The 15,449-nt window shown below is 64.6% G+C and carries 19 protein-coding genes; 10 read left to right on the top strand and 9 right to left on the bottom strand.

The annotated features are described in order from the left end of the window. Positions 1 to 25 precede the first annotated feature (25 nt). Together ppsA and WS46_RS30505 are read right to left on the bottom strand one after the other, a co-directional pair. On the bottom strand, positions 26 to 2,437 hold the full coding sequence (gene ppsA, locus WS46_RS30510; protein ID WP_059693027.1) for a phosphoenolpyruvate synthase: 2,412 nt from the start codon (positions 2,435 to 2,437) through the stop codon (positions 26 to 28). Positions 2,438 to 2,676: 239 nt separating this feature from the next. Continuing rightward, the gene (locus WS46_RS30505; protein ID WP_257130084.1) at positions 2,677 to 3,057 is read right to left on the bottom strand and encodes a class I SAM-dependent methyltransferase; all 381 of its coding nucleotides are present in this window, start codon (positions 3,055 to 3,057) and stop codon (positions 2,677 to 2,679) included. On the opposite strand from WS46_RS30505, the gene WS46_RS30500 reads away from it, so the two are divergent. Together WS46_RS30500 and WS46_RS30495 are read left to right on the top strand one after the other, a co-directional pair. Beyond that, positions 3,034 to 3,282 carry a hypothetical protein gene (locus WS46_RS30500; protein ID WP_257130083.1) on the top strand — a complete coding sequence of 83 codons (249 nt, stop codon included), beginning with the start codon at positions 3,034 to 3,036 and terminating at the stop codon, positions 3,280 to 3,282. The genes WS46_RS30505 and WS46_RS30500 overlap by 24 nt on opposite strands. A gap of 289 nt (positions 3,283 to 3,571) precedes the next feature. Then, positions 3,572 to 5,761, top strand: a complete 2,190-nt coding sequence (locus WS46_RS30495; RefSeq protein ID WP_059693025.1) for an ATP-binding protein — start codon at positions 3,572 to 3,574, stop codon at positions 5,759 to 5,761. 50 nt (positions 5,762 to 5,811) lie between these two features. Here WS46_RS30495 and WS46_RS30490 read toward each other — a convergent pair whose 3' ends face one another. Continuing rightward, positions 5,812 to 6,522 carry an MgtC/SapB family protein gene (locus tag WS46_RS30490; protein WP_059693023.1) on the bottom strand — a complete coding sequence of 237 codons (711 nt, stop codon included), beginning with the start codon at positions 6,520 to 6,522 and terminating at the stop codon, positions 5,812 to 5,814. A gap of 434 nt (positions 6,523 to 6,956) precedes the next feature. Here WS46_RS30490 and WS46_RS30485 point away from each other — a divergent pair, with 434 nt between their 5' ends. Beyond that, positions 6,957 to 7,241, top strand: coding sequence for a helix-turn-helix transcriptional regulator (locus tag WS46_RS30485; RefSeq protein WP_059693020.1), 285 nt, complete (start codon positions 6,957 to 6,959; stop codon positions 7,239 to 7,241). After that, on the top strand, positions 7,231 to 8,535 hold the full coding sequence (locus WS46_RS30480; RefSeq protein WP_059693018.1) for a HipA domain-containing protein: 1,305 nt from the start codon (positions 7,231 to 7,233) through the stop codon (positions 8,533 to 8,535). The genes WS46_RS30485 and WS46_RS30480 overlap by 11 nt, the downstream gene beginning before the upstream one ends. Positions 8,536 to 8,576: 41 nt before the next feature. Here WS46_RS30480 and WS46_RS30475 read toward each other — a convergent pair whose 3' ends face one another. After that, positions 8,577 to 8,960 carry a hypothetical protein gene (locus WS46_RS30475; protein WP_059537393.1) on the bottom strand — a complete coding sequence of 128 codons (384 nt, stop codon included), beginning with the start codon at positions 8,958 to 8,960 and terminating at the stop codon, positions 8,577 to 8,579. 249 nt (positions 8,961 to 9,209) lie between these two features. Here WS46_RS30475 and WS46_RS30470 point away from each other — a divergent pair, with 249 nt between their 5' ends. The 4 genes from WS46_RS30470 (at position 9,210) to WS46_RS30455 (ending at position 11,043) form a co-directional block, all read left to right on the top strand. Continuing rightward, positions 9,210 to 9,650 (top strand): Hsp20/alpha crystallin family protein, encoded by a 441-nt coding sequence (locus WS46_RS30470; RefSeq protein WP_059693015.1) that lies wholly within the window; start codon positions 9,210 to 9,212, stop codon positions 9,648 to 9,650. A gap of 15 nt (positions 9,651 to 9,665) precedes the next feature. Further along, positions 9,666 to 10,073, top strand: a complete 408-nt coding sequence (locus WS46_RS30465) for an Hsp20/alpha crystallin family protein (protein ID WP_059536744.1) — start codon at positions 9,666 to 9,668, stop codon at positions 10,071 to 10,073. Positions 10,074 to 10,228: 155 nt separating this feature from the next. Continuing rightward, the gene (locus WS46_RS30460) at positions 10,229 to 10,429 is read left to right on the top strand and encodes a hypothetical protein (protein ID WP_257130082.1); all 201 of its coding nucleotides are present in this window, start codon (positions 10,229 to 10,231) and stop codon (positions 10,427 to 10,429) included. A 50-nt stretch (positions 10,430 to 10,479) separates the two neighbouring features. Continuing rightward, positions 10,480 to 11,043, top strand: coding sequence for an Hsp20/alpha crystallin family protein (locus WS46_RS30455; protein ID WP_059693011.1), 564 nt, complete (start codon positions 10,480 to 10,482; stop codon positions 11,041 to 11,043). Positions 11,044 to 11,651: 608 nt separating this feature from the next. Here the strand turns inward: WS46_RS30455 and WS46_RS30450 are convergent. The 4 genes from WS46_RS30450 to WS46_RS34755 form a co-directional block, all read right to left on the bottom strand. Continuing rightward, positions 11,652 to 12,074, bottom strand: coding sequence for an amino acid-binding protein (locus tag WS46_RS30450; protein WP_059536754.1), 423 nt, complete (start codon positions 12,072 to 12,074; stop codon positions 11,652 to 11,654). A gap of 96 nt (positions 12,075 to 12,170) precedes the next feature. After that, positions 12,171 to 12,650, bottom strand: a complete 480-nt coding sequence (locus WS46_RS36635) for a hypothetical protein (protein WP_257130081.1) — start codon at positions 12,648 to 12,650, stop codon at positions 12,171 to 12,173. A gap of 183 nt (positions 12,651 to 12,833) precedes the next feature. Beyond that, on the bottom strand, positions 12,834 to 13,055 hold the full coding sequence (locus WS46_RS30445; RefSeq protein WP_059693189.1) for a hypothetical protein: 222 nt from the start codon (positions 13,053 to 13,055) through the stop codon (positions 12,834 to 12,836). A 320-nt stretch (positions 13,056 to 13,375) separates the two neighbouring features. Then, positions 13,376 to 13,822 (bottom strand): hypothetical protein, encoded by a 447-nt coding sequence (locus tag WS46_RS34755; protein WP_059700850.1) that lies wholly within the window; start codon positions 13,820 to 13,822, stop codon positions 13,376 to 13,378. Positions 13,823 to 14,028: 206 nt separating this feature from the next. On the opposite strand from WS46_RS34755, the gene WS46_RS30440 reads away from it, so the two are divergent. After that, positions 14,029 to 14,367 (top strand): alkylphosphonate utilization protein, encoded by a 339-nt coding sequence (locus WS46_RS30440; protein ID WP_082725424.1) that lies wholly within the window; start codon positions 14,029 to 14,031, stop codon positions 14,365 to 14,367. Next, positions 14,357 to 15,193 carry a hypothetical protein gene (locus tag WS46_RS30435; RefSeq protein ID WP_059693009.1) on the top strand — a complete coding sequence of 279 codons (837 nt, stop codon included), beginning with the start codon at positions 14,357 to 14,359 and terminating at the stop codon, positions 15,191 to 15,193. Before WS46_RS30440 ends, WS46_RS30435 begins: the two co-directional genes overlap by 11 nt. Before the next feature lie 13 nt (positions 15,194 to 15,206). Here the strand turns inward: WS46_RS30435 and WS46_RS30430 are convergent, their stop codons facing one another. Then, a complete protein-coding gene (locus WS46_RS30430) occupies positions 15,207 to 15,404 on the bottom strand; it encodes a ribbon-helix-helix protein, CopG family (protein ID WP_059536760.1) in 198 nt (65 codons plus the stop codon). Between the last annotated feature and the right edge of the window lie 45 nt (positions 15,405 to 15,449).

The raw sequence follows: 15,449 nt of genomic DNA, 5'->3' as shown, positions 1-15,449 counted from the left end.
TCGTCGTGCAATCATCCGACACCGTTCATTCCGGCGACGCACGCTCGCCCGGCGCAGCGTTTTCCGCGGCGGCCACGCGCCGCTTGACCGCGATGAAGCTGTCGGGGCTGACGGAAATCGAGTCGATGCCGCACGCGACGAGAAAATCGGCGAATGGCGGATGATCGCTCGGCGCCTGGCCGCACAGGCCGACTTTCGCCCCCGCGTTGCGCGCGGATTCGATCACGCGGGCGATCATCCACTTCACGGCTTCGTTCTGTTCGTCGAACAATCCGGCCAGTTCCGCCGAATCGCGGTCCACGCCGAGCGTCAATTGGGTCAGATCGTTGCTTCCGATCGAGAAGCCGTCGAAGCGCTGCGCAAACTGGCTCGCCAGAATGACGTTCGACGGGATTTCGCACATCACGTAGATCTGCAATCCGTCTTCGCCGCGCTTCAGACCGTTGGCGGCCAGGACCTCGAGCACGCGGTCCGCTTCGTCGAGCGTCCGGCAGAACGGGATCATCACGACCACGTTCCTGAATCCCATGTCGTTTCGCAGCCGCGCGATCGCCCGGCATTCGAGCGCGAATCCGTCACGGTAGCGCGGCGAATAGTAGCGTGACGCGCCGCGAAATCCGAGCATCGGATTTTCTTCCCTCGGTTCGAACTGCGCGCCGCCGACCAGATGCGCGTACTCGTTCGTCTTGAAGTCGCTCATGCGCACGATCGCCGGCGCGGGATGACAGACCGCCGCGATACGCGCGAGGCCGTGCGCCAGCCGGTCGACGAAATAGTTCGACGGGTCGTCGTACCCCGACGTCAGCGCAGCGATCTCGCGCTTCGCATGCGCGTCGGTCAGCGCATCGTAGTGGGCCAGCGCCATCGGGTGAACCTTGATATGGTTGCTGATCACGAACTCCATGCGCGCCAGCCCGATTCCGTCGGCGGGCAGTCGCCACCATCTGAACGCCGCGGCCGGATTCGCGAGATTCAGCATGACCTGCGTGCGGGTGGCCGGCAGATCGGTCAGGTCGATCGCCTCCACGTGGTATTGCGCGATGCCTTCGTACACGAACCCGGCCTCGCCCTCCGCGCACGATACCGTCACTTCCTGCTGATCGTGCAGCATGCGGGTCGCATTGCCGGTGCCGACGATGGCCGGCAATCCCAGCTCGCGGCTCACGATCGCGGCATGCGAGGTGCGGCCGCCGTGATCGGTGACGATCGCCGAGGCGCGGCGCATCACCGGCAGCCAGTCGGGATCGGTCGTGTGCGTCACCAGTACCGCGCCGTCGACGAATCGCCCCATGTCGTGCGGACTGTCGATCACGCACACGCTGCCGGCCGCGATCGCCTCACCGACACTGACGCCGGTGAGCAGCTTGCGGCCGGTCTGACCAAGTCGGTAGGTCTTGATGGCGCTGGCTTCGCGCCGGGACTGCACCGTTTCGGGACGCGCCTGCACGACGAACAGTTCGCCGCTTATGCCGTCCTTTGCCCACTCGATATCCATCGGCTGGCCATAATGCGCCTCGATCGCGCAGGCCCACTTCGCAAGCGCCAGGATGTCGCGGTCCGCCAGCACGAAAGTGGCACGCTCGGCTTTCGAGGTCGGCACGTTGCGGGTCGGTGCATGCTCGTCGCGCGCATAGATCAGCTTGCATGCCTTGCCGCCGAGCGTCTTGCCGATGACGGGCGTGCACGCCGGATCGCCGAGCAATGGCTTGAACACCTCGTATTCGTCGGGGTCGACGGTGCCCTGCACGACATTCTCGCCAAGCCCCCACGCCGCGCTGATCAGCACCACCTTGTCGAATCCGGTTTCCGTGTCGAGCGAAAACATCACGCCGGCCGCGCCGAGGTCCGAACGCACCATCCGCTGTACGCCGACCGACAGCGCGACGCGCAGGTGATCGAAGCCCTTTTCTTCGCGGTAGGCGATCGCGCGGTCGGTGAACAGCGACGCATAGCACCGGCGGCACGCCGCGAGCAGCGCATGTTCGCCGCGCACGTTCAGGTAAGTTTCCTGCTGGCCCGCGAAGCTCGCGTCGGGAAGATCCTCGGCGGTCGCGCTCGAGCGCACGGCGACATCGACGTCGTCACCGCCGGCCTGTCGGCACAGTTGCCGATACGCGTCCCGGATCGCGTCGGCGATGTCGTCGGGCCAGTCTCCTTGGAGGATCGCCTGCCGGATCGACGCACCGGCGTCGGCGAGCGCCATCTTGCGTGCGCCGAGCGCCTCGAGCGTGCTGCCGATGACTTGCCTCAATCCGTTCGCATCGATGAATCGCCAGTATGCATCCGCGGTCGACGCGAACCCGGGTGGCACGCTTACGCCCTGTGCAGACAGGTTGCCGATCAATTCGCCCAGCGATGCGTTCTTGCCGCCGACGCGTGCCACGTCGCCGCGCCGCAGGTCGTCGAACCAGACGACGTGTGCATTCCCGTGATCCATGACGAGCCCTCCGATGGTCGCGGCCGAGTGACATGCGACAGGCGCGGTCCGGCATTGGCCGGCGCGGTCGGCCGAACACGGTCATCGTGGCCCGACACCACGGCCTCTCTCGTGACCTGCATCAAGAACGGCGGCCAACGCGCGAACGGGGTATCCGGCTCGCGACGAGGGTTCGCTGCCGGAACAATGGCGTCACGGAATCCTGGCGGTCGATGACGCGGGTGACCGAGCCCCCCGCCTCACTGAAAGAACTTCGAAAGCCACCCCGGCGCCGCCGCACGATCGAAAACCACATGCAATTCCGGGCTGAACGAGCCGAATTCGAGCCCATGCTGCGTCGCCAGCAGCGTCAGGTCCTGGCTCGTGTAGAACGAAATATGCCCGTTGCGCGGCACGCAATACCACCATTGCTCGATCCCGTGCGCAAGGATTTCCGGCGTGATCAGGGACGTCTGAAACAGCAGTGCGCCGGCAGGCCCCCTGTACCGGACGATGTCGGCGAACAGGCTTCGGGGATCCGGATGATGCTCGAAGACTTCGAACGACAGGATCGCATCGGATCGCTGCTCGGCCTGTGCGTCGAGGTGCCGCTCGCCGTGCTCGTTTCGCTGATGATGCATGGCGTCGACTGGAACGGGCCGCGTATCGCGATGCTCGTCGCGACACCGGTGCTGATCGCATGCACCGTGCTGCTGCCCCGTCCGGTGGCATTCAGCACGGTATGGAAGCACAAGCGCTCGCCGTTCGAGCTGGACGACAATGTGCGCGCATCCATCTACGGCCGGCTGACCGGCATCGCGCTCGGCCTCGTGTTCGGCATCATGGTCGCGACGACGTTTTCCTGATGACAGGCTTTCGCGCGTAACGCGTCCCATCGAGCCGCCCTCCCCCGCGCCACCCCCGATCGCGCATCCGTCCTGCAATCCGCGGCAGAATTTACAAACGCAGCGTCACCCGGCGCCGCCCGCCCGTGCCGGGCTCACGCCGCACGGCCGTCGGGCCTGGGCACGCGCGCGGCACGCGGCTTGCTCGCATCGGCCCGGATATGGCCGCGGCACGGAATCGCCGGCCGCCAACGGCATTGCCTGGTCGTGAGCTATGAAAACTGCGCCTCCCCTGCTGGAATCGGCACCGATGCGGGCCGATCACTTCGTCCAGTTCTACGAGTCCGATGCGCAGCTCGTGTCGGAAGTCGCACTGTTCGCGGCCGAGGCGCTGCGCGTGGGCGGCAGCGCGATCGTGATCGCGCGCCCCGATTGCCTTGCGGCGGTGCACGAACGCCTGCGTACGCTCGATGCGTCGATCGGCGACGCGGCCCGCGAGCGCATCTTCATGTCGAGCGCGCAGACGCTGCTCGACAGCTTCATGGACGGCGACCTCCCCGACCCCGCACGCTTTCGCCGCTCGATCGGCACGATCGTCGAAGCGGCGGTCCGCGTCGGCCGCCCCGTGCATGCGTTCGGCGAAATGGTCGCGCTGCTGTGCGCGCAGCAGCGGTACGCCGGTGCGCTGCGGCTCGAAGCGCTATGGAACGAACTGGTCGAGCAACACCGCTTCTCGCTTTACTGCGGCTATCCGGTCGACGTGTTTCCCAGCATCGAGCAGTCGGAGACGTTCCGCCATGTCTGCGCGCTGCATCGCCGCATCCTGCCCGCCGCATCGCTGCGCCACGACGAAAACGAGTTGCACCTGACGCTGGCGCTGTCGCAGCAGCGCTCGCGCGCGCTGAGCGACGAGATCCGCCGTCGCGAGGACGCCGAACAGCAACGCAACGGCGTTCTGATGCACGCGCCGTTGCCGATCGCGCTGCTGTCGGGCGCCGCGCACCGGATCGTGCTCGCGAATCACCGCTTCTCGGCGCTGTGCGGCCGGACCGACATCGTCGACCAGCCGCTGACGGCCGTACTGCCCGGCGGCGATACGCCGGCGATCGTGCGCGCGCTCGAAACCGCCCGCGCGCAGGGCCGCTCGACGACGATCGCCGAGCACCGCGACCGTCCCGAGCCGGACGGGGCCCGCGTGTATCGGCTGCATTTCAATCCGCAGCCGCTTGCCGACGGGCTTGGCGTGATCGTCAGCGCGGTCGAGGTGACCGAGCACGTCGCCGCGCGCGAGAAGCTCGTCGCCGCGAATGCCGAACGCGACCGGCTGCTCGGCGAACTGCGCGACGCGAATCAGGCAAAGGACCAGTTTCTCGCGGTGCTCGGCCATGAGCTGCGCAATCCGCTGACGCCGATTTCGCTCGCGCTGGAGCTGATCCGCAACCGCGACGGCCACGCGACGCCGAACGAGATCGCGATCATCCAGCGGCAGCTCGATCACATGGTCCGGCTGATCGACGACCTGCTCGACGTGTCGCGCATCACGCGCGGCAAGATCACGCTGAAGAAGGAAGTCGTGCAGCTCGCCGACATCGTCGACCATGCGGTCGAGGTCGCGAGCCCGCTGCTCGAGCAGCGCCGTCACCGCCTGCATGTCGACGCCGATCCGGACGCACGCTGCCACGGCGACCCGGTGCGGCTCTCGCAGGTCATCGCGAACCTGCTGACCAACGCGGCGAAATACACGCTGCCGGGCGGCGACATCACGGTGCGCGCGGCCCACGGTTCGGACGGCACCGCGCTCGTCGAGGTATGCGACAACGGCGCCGGCATTCCGCGCGACCGCCTCGACAGCATCTTCGAGCCGTTCTACCGGCTCGACGGCGACGCGAAGCAAGCGCACGGCGGCCTCGGTATCGGCCTCGCGCTCGTGCGCAGTCTCGTGACCCTGCACGGCGGCACGGTGCGCGCGGACAGCGCCGGACCCGGCTGCGGCAGCACGTTTACGATCTCGCTGCCCGAGTACCGGCCGAAAGCCTTGGCGATCGCCGCGCCGCAACCGCCGCTCGGCATCCGCGAGATGGCGCCGGGCCGCACCGGCCGGCGCGTGATGCTGGTCGACGACAACGAGGATGCCGCGTCGACGCTCGCGCAATGGCTGCGCGAGGCAGGCCACGAAGTCGCCGTGGTGCACGACCCGGTGACCGCGCTGGCCGCGTACCGCGCTTACCGTCCCGACGTCGCGATCCTCGACATCGGGCTGCCGGTGATGGACGGCTACGAGCTGCTGAGGCGGCTGAAGGCGATCAACGAAGTCACGCCATGCATCTTTCTCGCGCTGACCGGCTATGGCCGCGACGCGGATCGCGAACGCTGCCTCGCGACCGGGTTTCTGCAGCATTTCGTGAAACCGGTCGACCCGGCCGCGCTTCATCTCGCGATGAGCCCGCCCGGAACGAACGGCGATGCGCACGACGGCGCCGAGCCGGAAGCCGGACGCTGAACGGGGCACGGGCCGCGCGACCAGCCGACGCCCGGAAGGCACCGTGCGGCTCAGTTCTCCGCGGAACAGCGGATCGAAGTCAGGTCTGCCAATTCGGCGATCCGGATCAGTTGAGGCAGCATCGCATCGGCGTTGGTCGGTTCGCGCCACGTTACGAGCAGTTCCTCCTCGCGCACGGCACGCGCGGCCGTTTCGCGAAAACCGCGCGTGCGGCACGCGAAGCCTGCGTCCCGCAGCCCGGTCGTCAGGCGGTCGCGCGTCGGCGAGCCGAGTTCGTATTCGATCGTGAGCAGTGCCGTCCTGACGCTCCGCACGCGCTGCTCGACCAACCGCAGCGGCCACACGACCAGGAGTCCGAGCACGAGCCCGAGCGCGCCAAGCGACAACTGGCCGCCGCCGATGCACAGACCGACCACCGTCACGAACCACAGCGTCGCGGCCGTGGTGACGCCGGATACGAGGCCGTCGCGATGGAGAATCGCGCCGCCGCCGATGAAGCCCATCCCGGTCAGGATGCCGAGCGGCAGGCGCATCAGGTCGAGCACCGAGAACGCGCCCTCCGGCTTGCCGGCCTGCAGCAGCAATGCATTGACCTGAAGCATCGCCAGGCACGCGGCAAGGCAGACGAGGATCGTCGTGCGCAGCCCGGCCGTCTTGCCGGATTCGCTGCGATCGAGGCCGATCAGCCCGCCCGCGACCAGCGCGAGGGCGATCCTGACGAGGACCGCATCCCACTGAAGTACGACCGGCATGGGCTCCATGCGCGCCTCCATTCAAGTCCGTCATGCGTGACGCGTCGCGGTGCGGCCGCGGACGGCGCATGCGGGGCGCAAGGTTTGGGCCCGATCCGATTGCGGAACGACGGCCGCGCGCGGCGCCGGCCGTCGACGACGAACGTTGGCTCGCTGACCGTGATCGCCGCCGGCGAATAACCGCCGGCTCCATGCACCCTCCCCGGCCTGGCCGGTCGCCTGCGCATGCGATCAGCGCAACGCCGAACCGTCTTTTTCGTATCCGACTGGATACGGAGATGATTTCAACAGGCAGCTCCAGCGGTTTCTGTTCCCGATCGGGTACGAAATGACGTCTCAAGTCATTTCCCCGCATCTCCGTTCCTGCACGGATACGAAATGATGCCTCAGCCGACCAGTTGTGCAATACTGTTCCCGATCAGATACGAAGCACGGAGAACGTCATGTCGGAATCCCAGTCCGTCGACACGATCGGCGCGCTCGCCCACCTCATCCGCGCAGCGCGGCTCCAGCAGGGGTTCACGCGCGACGAACTCGCGAACGCGACCGGGCTGTCGCCGAAATTCATCAGCCAGGTGGAAGCCGGAAAGCCGACCGCGCAAATCGGCAAGGTCATGATGCTGCTCGGCGAACTGGGCGTGCGCCTGTACGCCGAGTCGTCGGTCGAGATTTCGGAAGCCACCGCGCTGAAGGCCGCGCAACGCCGCAGGAGCAACCATGGCGGCTAGAACGCTGATCGCCTCCGCCAACGGCGAGCGCATGGGCACGCTGACCGACGACAAAGGCATCTGGTCGTTCGCGTACGACCCGCAATGGCTCGCATCCCCGACCGCCTATCCGCTGTCGCCGGCGTTCGCGCTGCGCGCCGGCACCTTCACCGATACGTCGACCGATCGCCCGGTCCAGTGGTTCTTCGACAACCTGCTGCCGGAGGAAGGCATGCGCACGTCGCTCGCGCGCGAGGCAAAGGTCGATGCCGCCGACGCATGGGGCCTGCTCGCGTACTTCGGGCGCGAATCGGCCGGCGCGCTGACGCTGCTGGCCGACGGTGAACAGGAAGCACCCGGCAGCCTGCAGCCGCTGCCGCTCGACGAGCTCGAACGCCGGATCCAGGCGATGCCCGAGCGCGCGCTGACGGCCACCGCGCCCAAGCGCATGTCGGCGGCCGGCGCGCAGCAGAAGCTGCTGGTGGTGCTGCGCGGCGACGCACCCGACTACGCGCTGTACGAGCCGGTCGGCAGCGAGCCGTCGATGCACCTGCTCAAGCCGGACATGCGCGCGGCCGGCTACCCGCACTCGGCGATCAACGAATTCTTCTGCATGAAGCTCGCGAAGCGGATGGGGCTCGACGTGCCCGACGTGCACTTCCTGCGCGCGCCGTCGGCGTGCTACGTGATCGACCGGTTCGACCGCGACGTCGCGTCGGTGCCGGCCGGGCGCGTGCATACGATCGACGCAATGCAGCTGCTCAACTACGACCGCGGCTTCAAGTACCAGCGCGCGAACGCGCAGGAGCTTGCCCGCGCGATCGACCGCACCAGCACACGCGCGCTGGCGCGTCTGTCGGTGTTCCGCTGGACCGTGTTCAACGTGGTGGTCGGCAATGCCGATGCGCACCTGAAGAACCTGTCGTTCTTCGTCGACGCGCGCGGTTACCGGCTCGCGCCGTTCTACGACATCGTCAGCACGGTCGTGTATCACACGCCGACGCACCGGCCCGACCATCGCGGCGATCACTGGCCGCACTGCGAACTGACGATGCCGCTCGGCACCGCGACGCGGTTCGTCGATATCGATGCGGATGCGCTGATCGCGTTCGGACAGGCACTCGGGCTCAGGGACAAGGCGGCGGCCAGCGAGCTGCGGCGTTTTCTCGAGCCGCTCGATCGCCACGTCGCGCAGACGCTCGATGACGTGCGCGCAATCGCCCGCCCGGACGCCGGGGAGACGCGGTTGCTGAAGTCGATCGCGGCGATGCCGATCGCCGAGATGGGGCGCGCGCTTCGGTCGACGGGTGATTGAGTACGGATATCGAAAAAGGCGCGCCGGTTCAGGCAGATCGGTCAGCGGAGCGGCGGCGTCGTACTCAGCTTCTCCGACAGCATCCGCTCATACACGCCAAAGTGCAGATCGACCTCCTTTTGCGTGACGGGCGTGACCGTGATGTTGATCTGGTCAGGCAACAGGCCCAGCACGACCGCGACCGCGGCTTCAAGTTGCGGTGCACAAGCCTTGTCCTCCGCCATCGTCGTGCCGACCAGCACATCGTAGGTCTTTTCCTGCCGGCAGACGATCTCGACGAGTCGCGCCCGCGCGCTCATGTTGTTGTCGATCGCCAGCCTGACGACCTCGGTCACGGTACGCATCGTCTCGGTCGGAAAGCCCTTCGTCGAGCGCAGCCGGATACGATGCCTGCCCAGCGTAAGCCAGTCCGTATCGAATTCCATGGCGTCCTCCGCATGCAGTTCCAAGCCGGTGCGATGATAGGTTCCAGCGCCGAAATTTCAAGTCCAAAAATCCGGCGACGCCCCTTGAAATTTTCCGCAGAATGCCTATCTTGAGTTTCGCTCAGGCAGACGCGCGAACCGTTTCATCCCGCGCGCTGCGTGTTTCGATTTGTTTGCCGGCACTCCGGCAGGCGAACTGGAGCGCGTAGGCCCGTTCGCCTCCCGATTGCCATCAAGGAGGATACGATCATGAGCGATCTTTACTTCGGAACCGACCTCTTCAGCGAGTTCGACCGCCTGCAGCAGCAGATGGCGCAACTCTTCGGCGGCTTCCCGTCCAGCATCCGCGCCAGCCGGCTGGGCGCATTTCCTCAGATCAACGTCGGCGCGACGGACGAGTCGATCGAGATCGTTGCCTTCGCGCCGGGCATCGACGCCACCGAACTCGACGTATCGATCGACAAGGGCTTGCTGACCATCAGCGGCGAACGCAAATCGGCACAACCCGCCCCCGGAAGCGAGACGCGTACGTATGCGCAGGAGCGCTTTGTCGGCACCTTCCGGCGCGTCATCGAGCTGCCCGACACCGCCGATCCCGACAAAGTCCAGGCGCGCTACGAAAATGGCTGTCTGTCGATCAGCATCGGCAAGCGCGAGTCGTCCAAGCCACGCGCCATCACTGTCCAGTAACTCGAGGAGCCGATCATGAACGACATGACCCAACTGGCTGAACGCGCCCCGTCCGCAGTCACGCGTCGCGACACGGAACAGGCCACGCGCCGGATCACCCTCACCCCTGCCGTCGACATATACGAGGGCAATCAGGGCGTCACACTGTGGGCGGATCTACCCGGCGTGACGAAGGACAAGCTGGACGTCAAGGTTCACGACAGCAGCCTCTCGATCGAGGCCGAGGCGGTGGTGCCGACGCCGGCAAACCTGCGCCTGCAGCATGCCGAGGTCCGCGAGCCGCACTTCGCCAGGACGTTCACGCTGTCACCGGATTTCGATACGTCGAAGATCGAGGCAAACCTCCAGGACGGGGTGTTGAAGCTGACGATCCCGCGTCGCGACGAGGCTCGCCCACGGCGCATTGAAGTCAGGACCGGCTGACCCTTCGGCATCGGCGGGTCGGGAACACGGGCGGCGGGGAAAGCGCCGCCGCCCGTCGCGAACCAGGCGCGGCAGGAACCGGTGTCCGATGCCGCTCAGGAGTCCTGTAAAGGGCATGCGTCCGCATCGTCCCCGTTCGACAGATCGCGACACGCATGTCCGCACCGGATGGCCACATCGCCATCGTCCGGATCGAACGGAATGATGAGGTGTCGGCCGACTGGCATCTGACGCGTTTCGGCGAGTACTGGACAAGCAGGGCCGAAGCGCGGTGCGGTGCGCTCGGGTACGCGGTGAAACCGATCGATCGCGGCGTGCCCGGAGCAGTCGAAGCTCGGGGCACGCCTGCTACCTGACGGACTGGCCGCCACGCTCGAAACGGATTGAAGCTGAATCGGAGGACGCCATGAATACCGATCTGAAAAAATGGAACCCCTTCAAGTTCCTTCGCGGAACTGCCCGCAAGTCCGACGGAGAAGGCCCGGAAAATCCGCCGACGAGCGGACAGTGGCGGGCCGCGTGGCCCGACATGCCGCGATTGTTCTCACGTGAGCCGTGGCGTACGGTGGAGGAGTTCTTTCATGACCCGTTCGCAGGCCGTGGCGCGCTCGAGCGATGGTTCGGCGACTTCAGTTCATCACGCTTCCAGCCGCGCATCGACGTCGTCGATGAAGGACCGGTGCTGCGCGTGACCGCCGAACTGCCCGGAATGAAGCGCGAAGATCTGAAAGTGAGCATCGAGGACGGGGCAATCGTGCTGCGCGGAGAGAAAAAGCAGGACGTACGCAGCGAGGAAAATGGCTGTTACCGGCTGGAGCGCGCCCATGGAAGCTTCGTGCGCACGATCCCGATGCCGGAATACGCCGCCCCCGATCGCACGTTGGCAAAGTTCGATAACGGTGTACTTACGTTGACCGTGCCAAAGTCGGAGCCGACGCAGACCGTGAGTCGCACGATCGATATCTGTTAGGGAAACTATGCAAAAAGTCCCCATCGACGAGCGCCCGATCGTGGAGAGGACGAATCTGCATTTCCATCTCCCGAGCGATTAAAGGATCACCAATAAGGGAATCCGGCTGCGGGTACCGGGGCGCGTGGAACGCCGCAGTGCAGCGGAGCCAATGTCTGGCGGATTGCGAAATAGAGGCGCCCATCGCGCGCTTCAAGAGGGCGTGAAAACAGCTCTTTGTAACAAATTGCTTCTGATCGCCAGCGAAACGCGATGGCCGCTGCCGAGGCGACGTATGGTGCGGCCGCGCCCGCATTGCCGGGATCGCGTTGGGCGCAAGGCTATTCAGGGGGTGTCATATGCCAACGGGCAACGTCACGGAGAATCACGGCCGCAAGATCCGGCCTGCGGTGACCAGCGAACGAAAGCGACAAGCGGGGGCAATGGGCGATGCTGGATAAATAGGACAGGATAAGTATTCTTATCACAATGCGTCGACTTTCATTCAAAACTCAACCGCGAATGATTACCGTCGAGCTATTCAATCCCTCCTGCCCTCGCACTGTACTTGCCGCATATGGCACGACGAAGCGCGAAGACACGCAAAGGCAGCGGGAGACAACGGCTAGTCAAGCCCTTTGCAAGATATCCATCGCCCGCTCGGCGTCGGCCAGCGAGTCGAGCGCGAGATAAGCGATGAACTGCGAGCCCAGCACGGCAGCGGATACGCCGCGGAGATTGATCCCGCCGTCCGACAGTTTCTGGGTCAGCTCCGCGATGATCCCCGCTTGGTCCAGTCCCATCACACGAATGGAGTGAAGGCCCGAAGTGGCATTGAATCCCGCCTGCGTGGCAGCGCGGATCTCCTTGTCGCCCTGCAGCGGCGCGACAAATACGACCCCTTTGCCTGGTGCTTCCGGTGCGCGCCGGGCTACAACGAATTGCAAATCCGCGCCAGCATCCCGCAACGCGTTCAAAACGTGCGCAAGACCGCCCGGCTTGTCCTCGATGGTGGCCGCCCAAACGTCAACGCGTTCGACGAACAGTTCCATGGCCCCTCCAGAAAATCGGACCTCGATGAAGACAATCTATGTCGCGCATGACCGGCGAGCAAGGCCGCTTACGCGAGGGTCGGCATGCGCGTTTGTCTAGGAATCCGATGATTTTTTTGATTGGGGGCACAACGCGAGCAAGACCGCCTGCCGATGCCGCCATTGAAGCAGTTCGTCGCGGAACTCATCGGATGATTGCCCGGCCGTTACCCGCAATGTTCCGGATTGAAAGGTTCTCGCCGCGCGCCAGAACGGTCGGACTTCCGGTAGATCGTCGATGGCGGTGATAGGCAACTGGTACGTTCGATGCAAATACGACAGGAAGGCAAGACCATAGCCGCGGCGTCTCATTGACGCGAGAATTTCCAGCCGATGAACGTAGACCCGATCGGTCCGTGGCGCCAGACTGTATGTCGCCGCGCCGACGGTACCGCCGGACGCCTCCAGGATCGCGACTTCCCAGCCCGGATGCAGGGCACCGTCGATGCCCAGATCGATCGGTCTGGATTGAAAACGAACCACCGGAAGCCGACGAAATTTGCGCCGAACAAAAAGGGACCGCAGGAAGGAAAGCACGTTCAGCCTTTTGTCATGTCCGCAGCGATACGTTCTTCATCTTCGCGCGCGACAGCAATCCGCAGCCGCGCACTGCCACGTTGGCGCTTTCCATATCAGACACAACCACGCACAACATGAACGACTCCGCCTGGATGTTTGAATCAACGCGACCGTGCGATTCCCGAGCGACGTCGACAAGCACTATTTCCGATTTTTCAGGAAAGTCTGCCCGGCTGCCGTAATCGAAACGCTTCCTCGACCGTTCGTCGGATAGCGCACGAATCCAGCGCCAATGAGTTCTCGGGTAATGGACCAGCCAAGCGCGGGCGTATCGCGACCATAACGAATATCGGCAAGGCGCTCGAGCGCCCAGATCGCGGAGGCCGAGATAGTTTGAACCGTCGAAGTTTCCTTGTCGCTCATGGCGTCTCCAAAGATTTGATCATGGTCAAGGGTGCTGCATGTCTCGAGCTCAAATGTGGCAAGACACGCACTCAGGCGTGTCCAGTCGCATCTGACACCGACCTCGATGTGTACGGAGGACATCTCACGGACTTCAAAGCCCAGCGAGACGAAGTCGCTTGCAAATACAGGAAGAACTTGTGCGGACATGCCGCGGCGCGCCGTGTCCACGAGCACATCACGGACGGAGTTCACATCGTCCCGGCTCCATGCGGGACCCATTTCGAAATGGACGACGGTTGCCATGTTCCTCGCGCGTGCCGTGAGCCAGATCCTGGTATTCAGTGGGACGGGGCGACCTGGCAGGCCATCAGAAACGCCTGGAACTCGGTCTCCCATGCAGCATTGCGCACGTCGATCTCGAAACCGGCGAGACGCTTCATCTCGCTGCTCAGATACACGGCATTGAGCAATCGAGGAGGCACACCCTGCGCAAAACAGCAGCCATCTGCATCGAGAAGCAGACGCGGGTGGTGCCGGAACCGCGCACTGGCCACCGAGATCGGATCCATCACATGCCGAGCCGATTCCCTCGGATAAACGAAGGCCAGATGGATACCGGCAGCCGCGAGCCGTTCGGCCGCATCATGGAAGCGGTGGACCATCTGGAAGCCGCGCTCGCCACCGCGTCCGACACCCACAACGATAAGCCCTCGGCTTCCCGCGACCTCCGGCAGGAATACGGGCCGCCGATCGGGCAGCAGTAGCACCCCATCCAGATCGAACATGTCGACTACCTCCGCTAATCCGCCCGCAACTCCGGCGATCGGCGGCAAGTAGCGATTATAAGACAGCAATAAACAAATGTGTATCGCATTATAATGCGGTGCACATCAAACCTTGAGCTGGACGCACCCGCGGGCCGACGGCACGATGGCAACCTCGGTGATGAAAGTGCACGCCCGTTTTCCTCTGCCTCTCCCGGATCCGACAAATGAAAGTCGCAATGAACGCTGCCCCGGATGGCGCGCTGACCGTATGCGTGGACTGCAGTCACGAATGGGCGGCCGGCGCCGGCATCAAATCGACTGACGAATCGGTCGAGCGGGTGGTCAAGGATGTGTACGGCACCGTCCTGTCGGACGGCGATTCCGTCGTGCTGATCGAGGACTTGTGCGTGAAGGGTTCGTCGATCGCGTTGAAGATGGGCCCCGAGGTCAAGAGCATCCGTCTCGTCGGCGGCGATCACAACGGCGAACCCGCTTGTCGTTGCCGTTCGCTGCACGCGCCCCCAACAACTTGCCTACCCGGATCGATCGAGCATGGAGCATGACCGAACATCCTACGATGCGTTCGTCGAATTTCTGTCGACCCCGCTGAATGACGGGCGACCGTACGTACTGGAGACGCAGCACGCGATCTCACTGCACTTCGATCACCAGGCCACCCAAAGCTTCATGTCGCTGCGCACGCCCGACGAACTGGCGCTCGGCTATACGCGAACCATGATGGGATGCTTGCTGCTGCACCCGGCCGCCGGACATATGTGCATGATCGGGCTCGGTGGCGGCTCCTTGGCAAAGTACTGCTATCGGCATCTGCCCGGCGTGACCATCGACGCGGTCGAAATCAATCCGGAAGTCATCGCGCTACGCGACGTGTTCAGGATTCCTGCGGACGACACTCGATTCAAGGTGATTTGTGCAGATGGCGCGGAGTACGTGACGCGGGAGGATGTCCACACCGACGTGATCCTGCTGGATGCCTTCGTCGCGGAAGGCATGCCGAGCCGGTGTGCGGATATCGCGTTCTTTACCGCCTGTCGCGAGCGATTGAGCGATTCCGGAGTGCTCGCGATCAATCTGGCGGACGACGACCCGTCGCTGCCCGCTCACATCGCGCGCCTGGGCTGCGTGTTCGGCCCTTCGTATGCGGTTGTCCGCTGCGACGACGACAGCAATTACGTCGCTTTCGCCTGGAAAGGGCCGCTTCGTTTGCCATCGAGGCGAGTGCTGTTCGAACGCGCGCGCTCGTTCGCGTTTGCCGGCGAACTCAAGCTGTCGTCAACCGCTCGGCGCGTGAAGGAAGGAGAACGCCTCGATCCAAAGCGGTTGATCTGGCATGCGCAGGGGCATGCACACTGGGAAATCGACGTCTAGCCGGCTTGCGAACTCAGCCCGCGCTTCGCTTCACCCGCTTGCCGAGCGTGCTTTTCGTCTTGTAGCTCACGCCGTGTTCCTCGAGATACTCGCGAATCAACTGCCGCACGACTTGCGACGGTGTGAGGTCCTGCTCCGCGCAGAGCATGTCGAACGCTTCTTTCTTGGCGGGATCGATCAGGATGGTCAAGCGTGCGGTTTTCGTTTCCATTACAGGACAGAGTCGGCGAATATGCTAATCCAATTATAATGCACC

Source organism: Burkholderia sp. RF4-BP95 (assembly GCF_001521985.1).
In the GTDB taxonomy this organism is placed as follows: Bacteria; Pseudomonadota; Gammaproteobacteria; order Burkholderiales; family Burkholderiaceae; genus Burkholderia; species Burkholderia diffusa.
The sequence above is the reverse complement of the archived record's forward strand: the minus strand, read 5'-3'. Positions and strand labels throughout refer to the sequence as shown.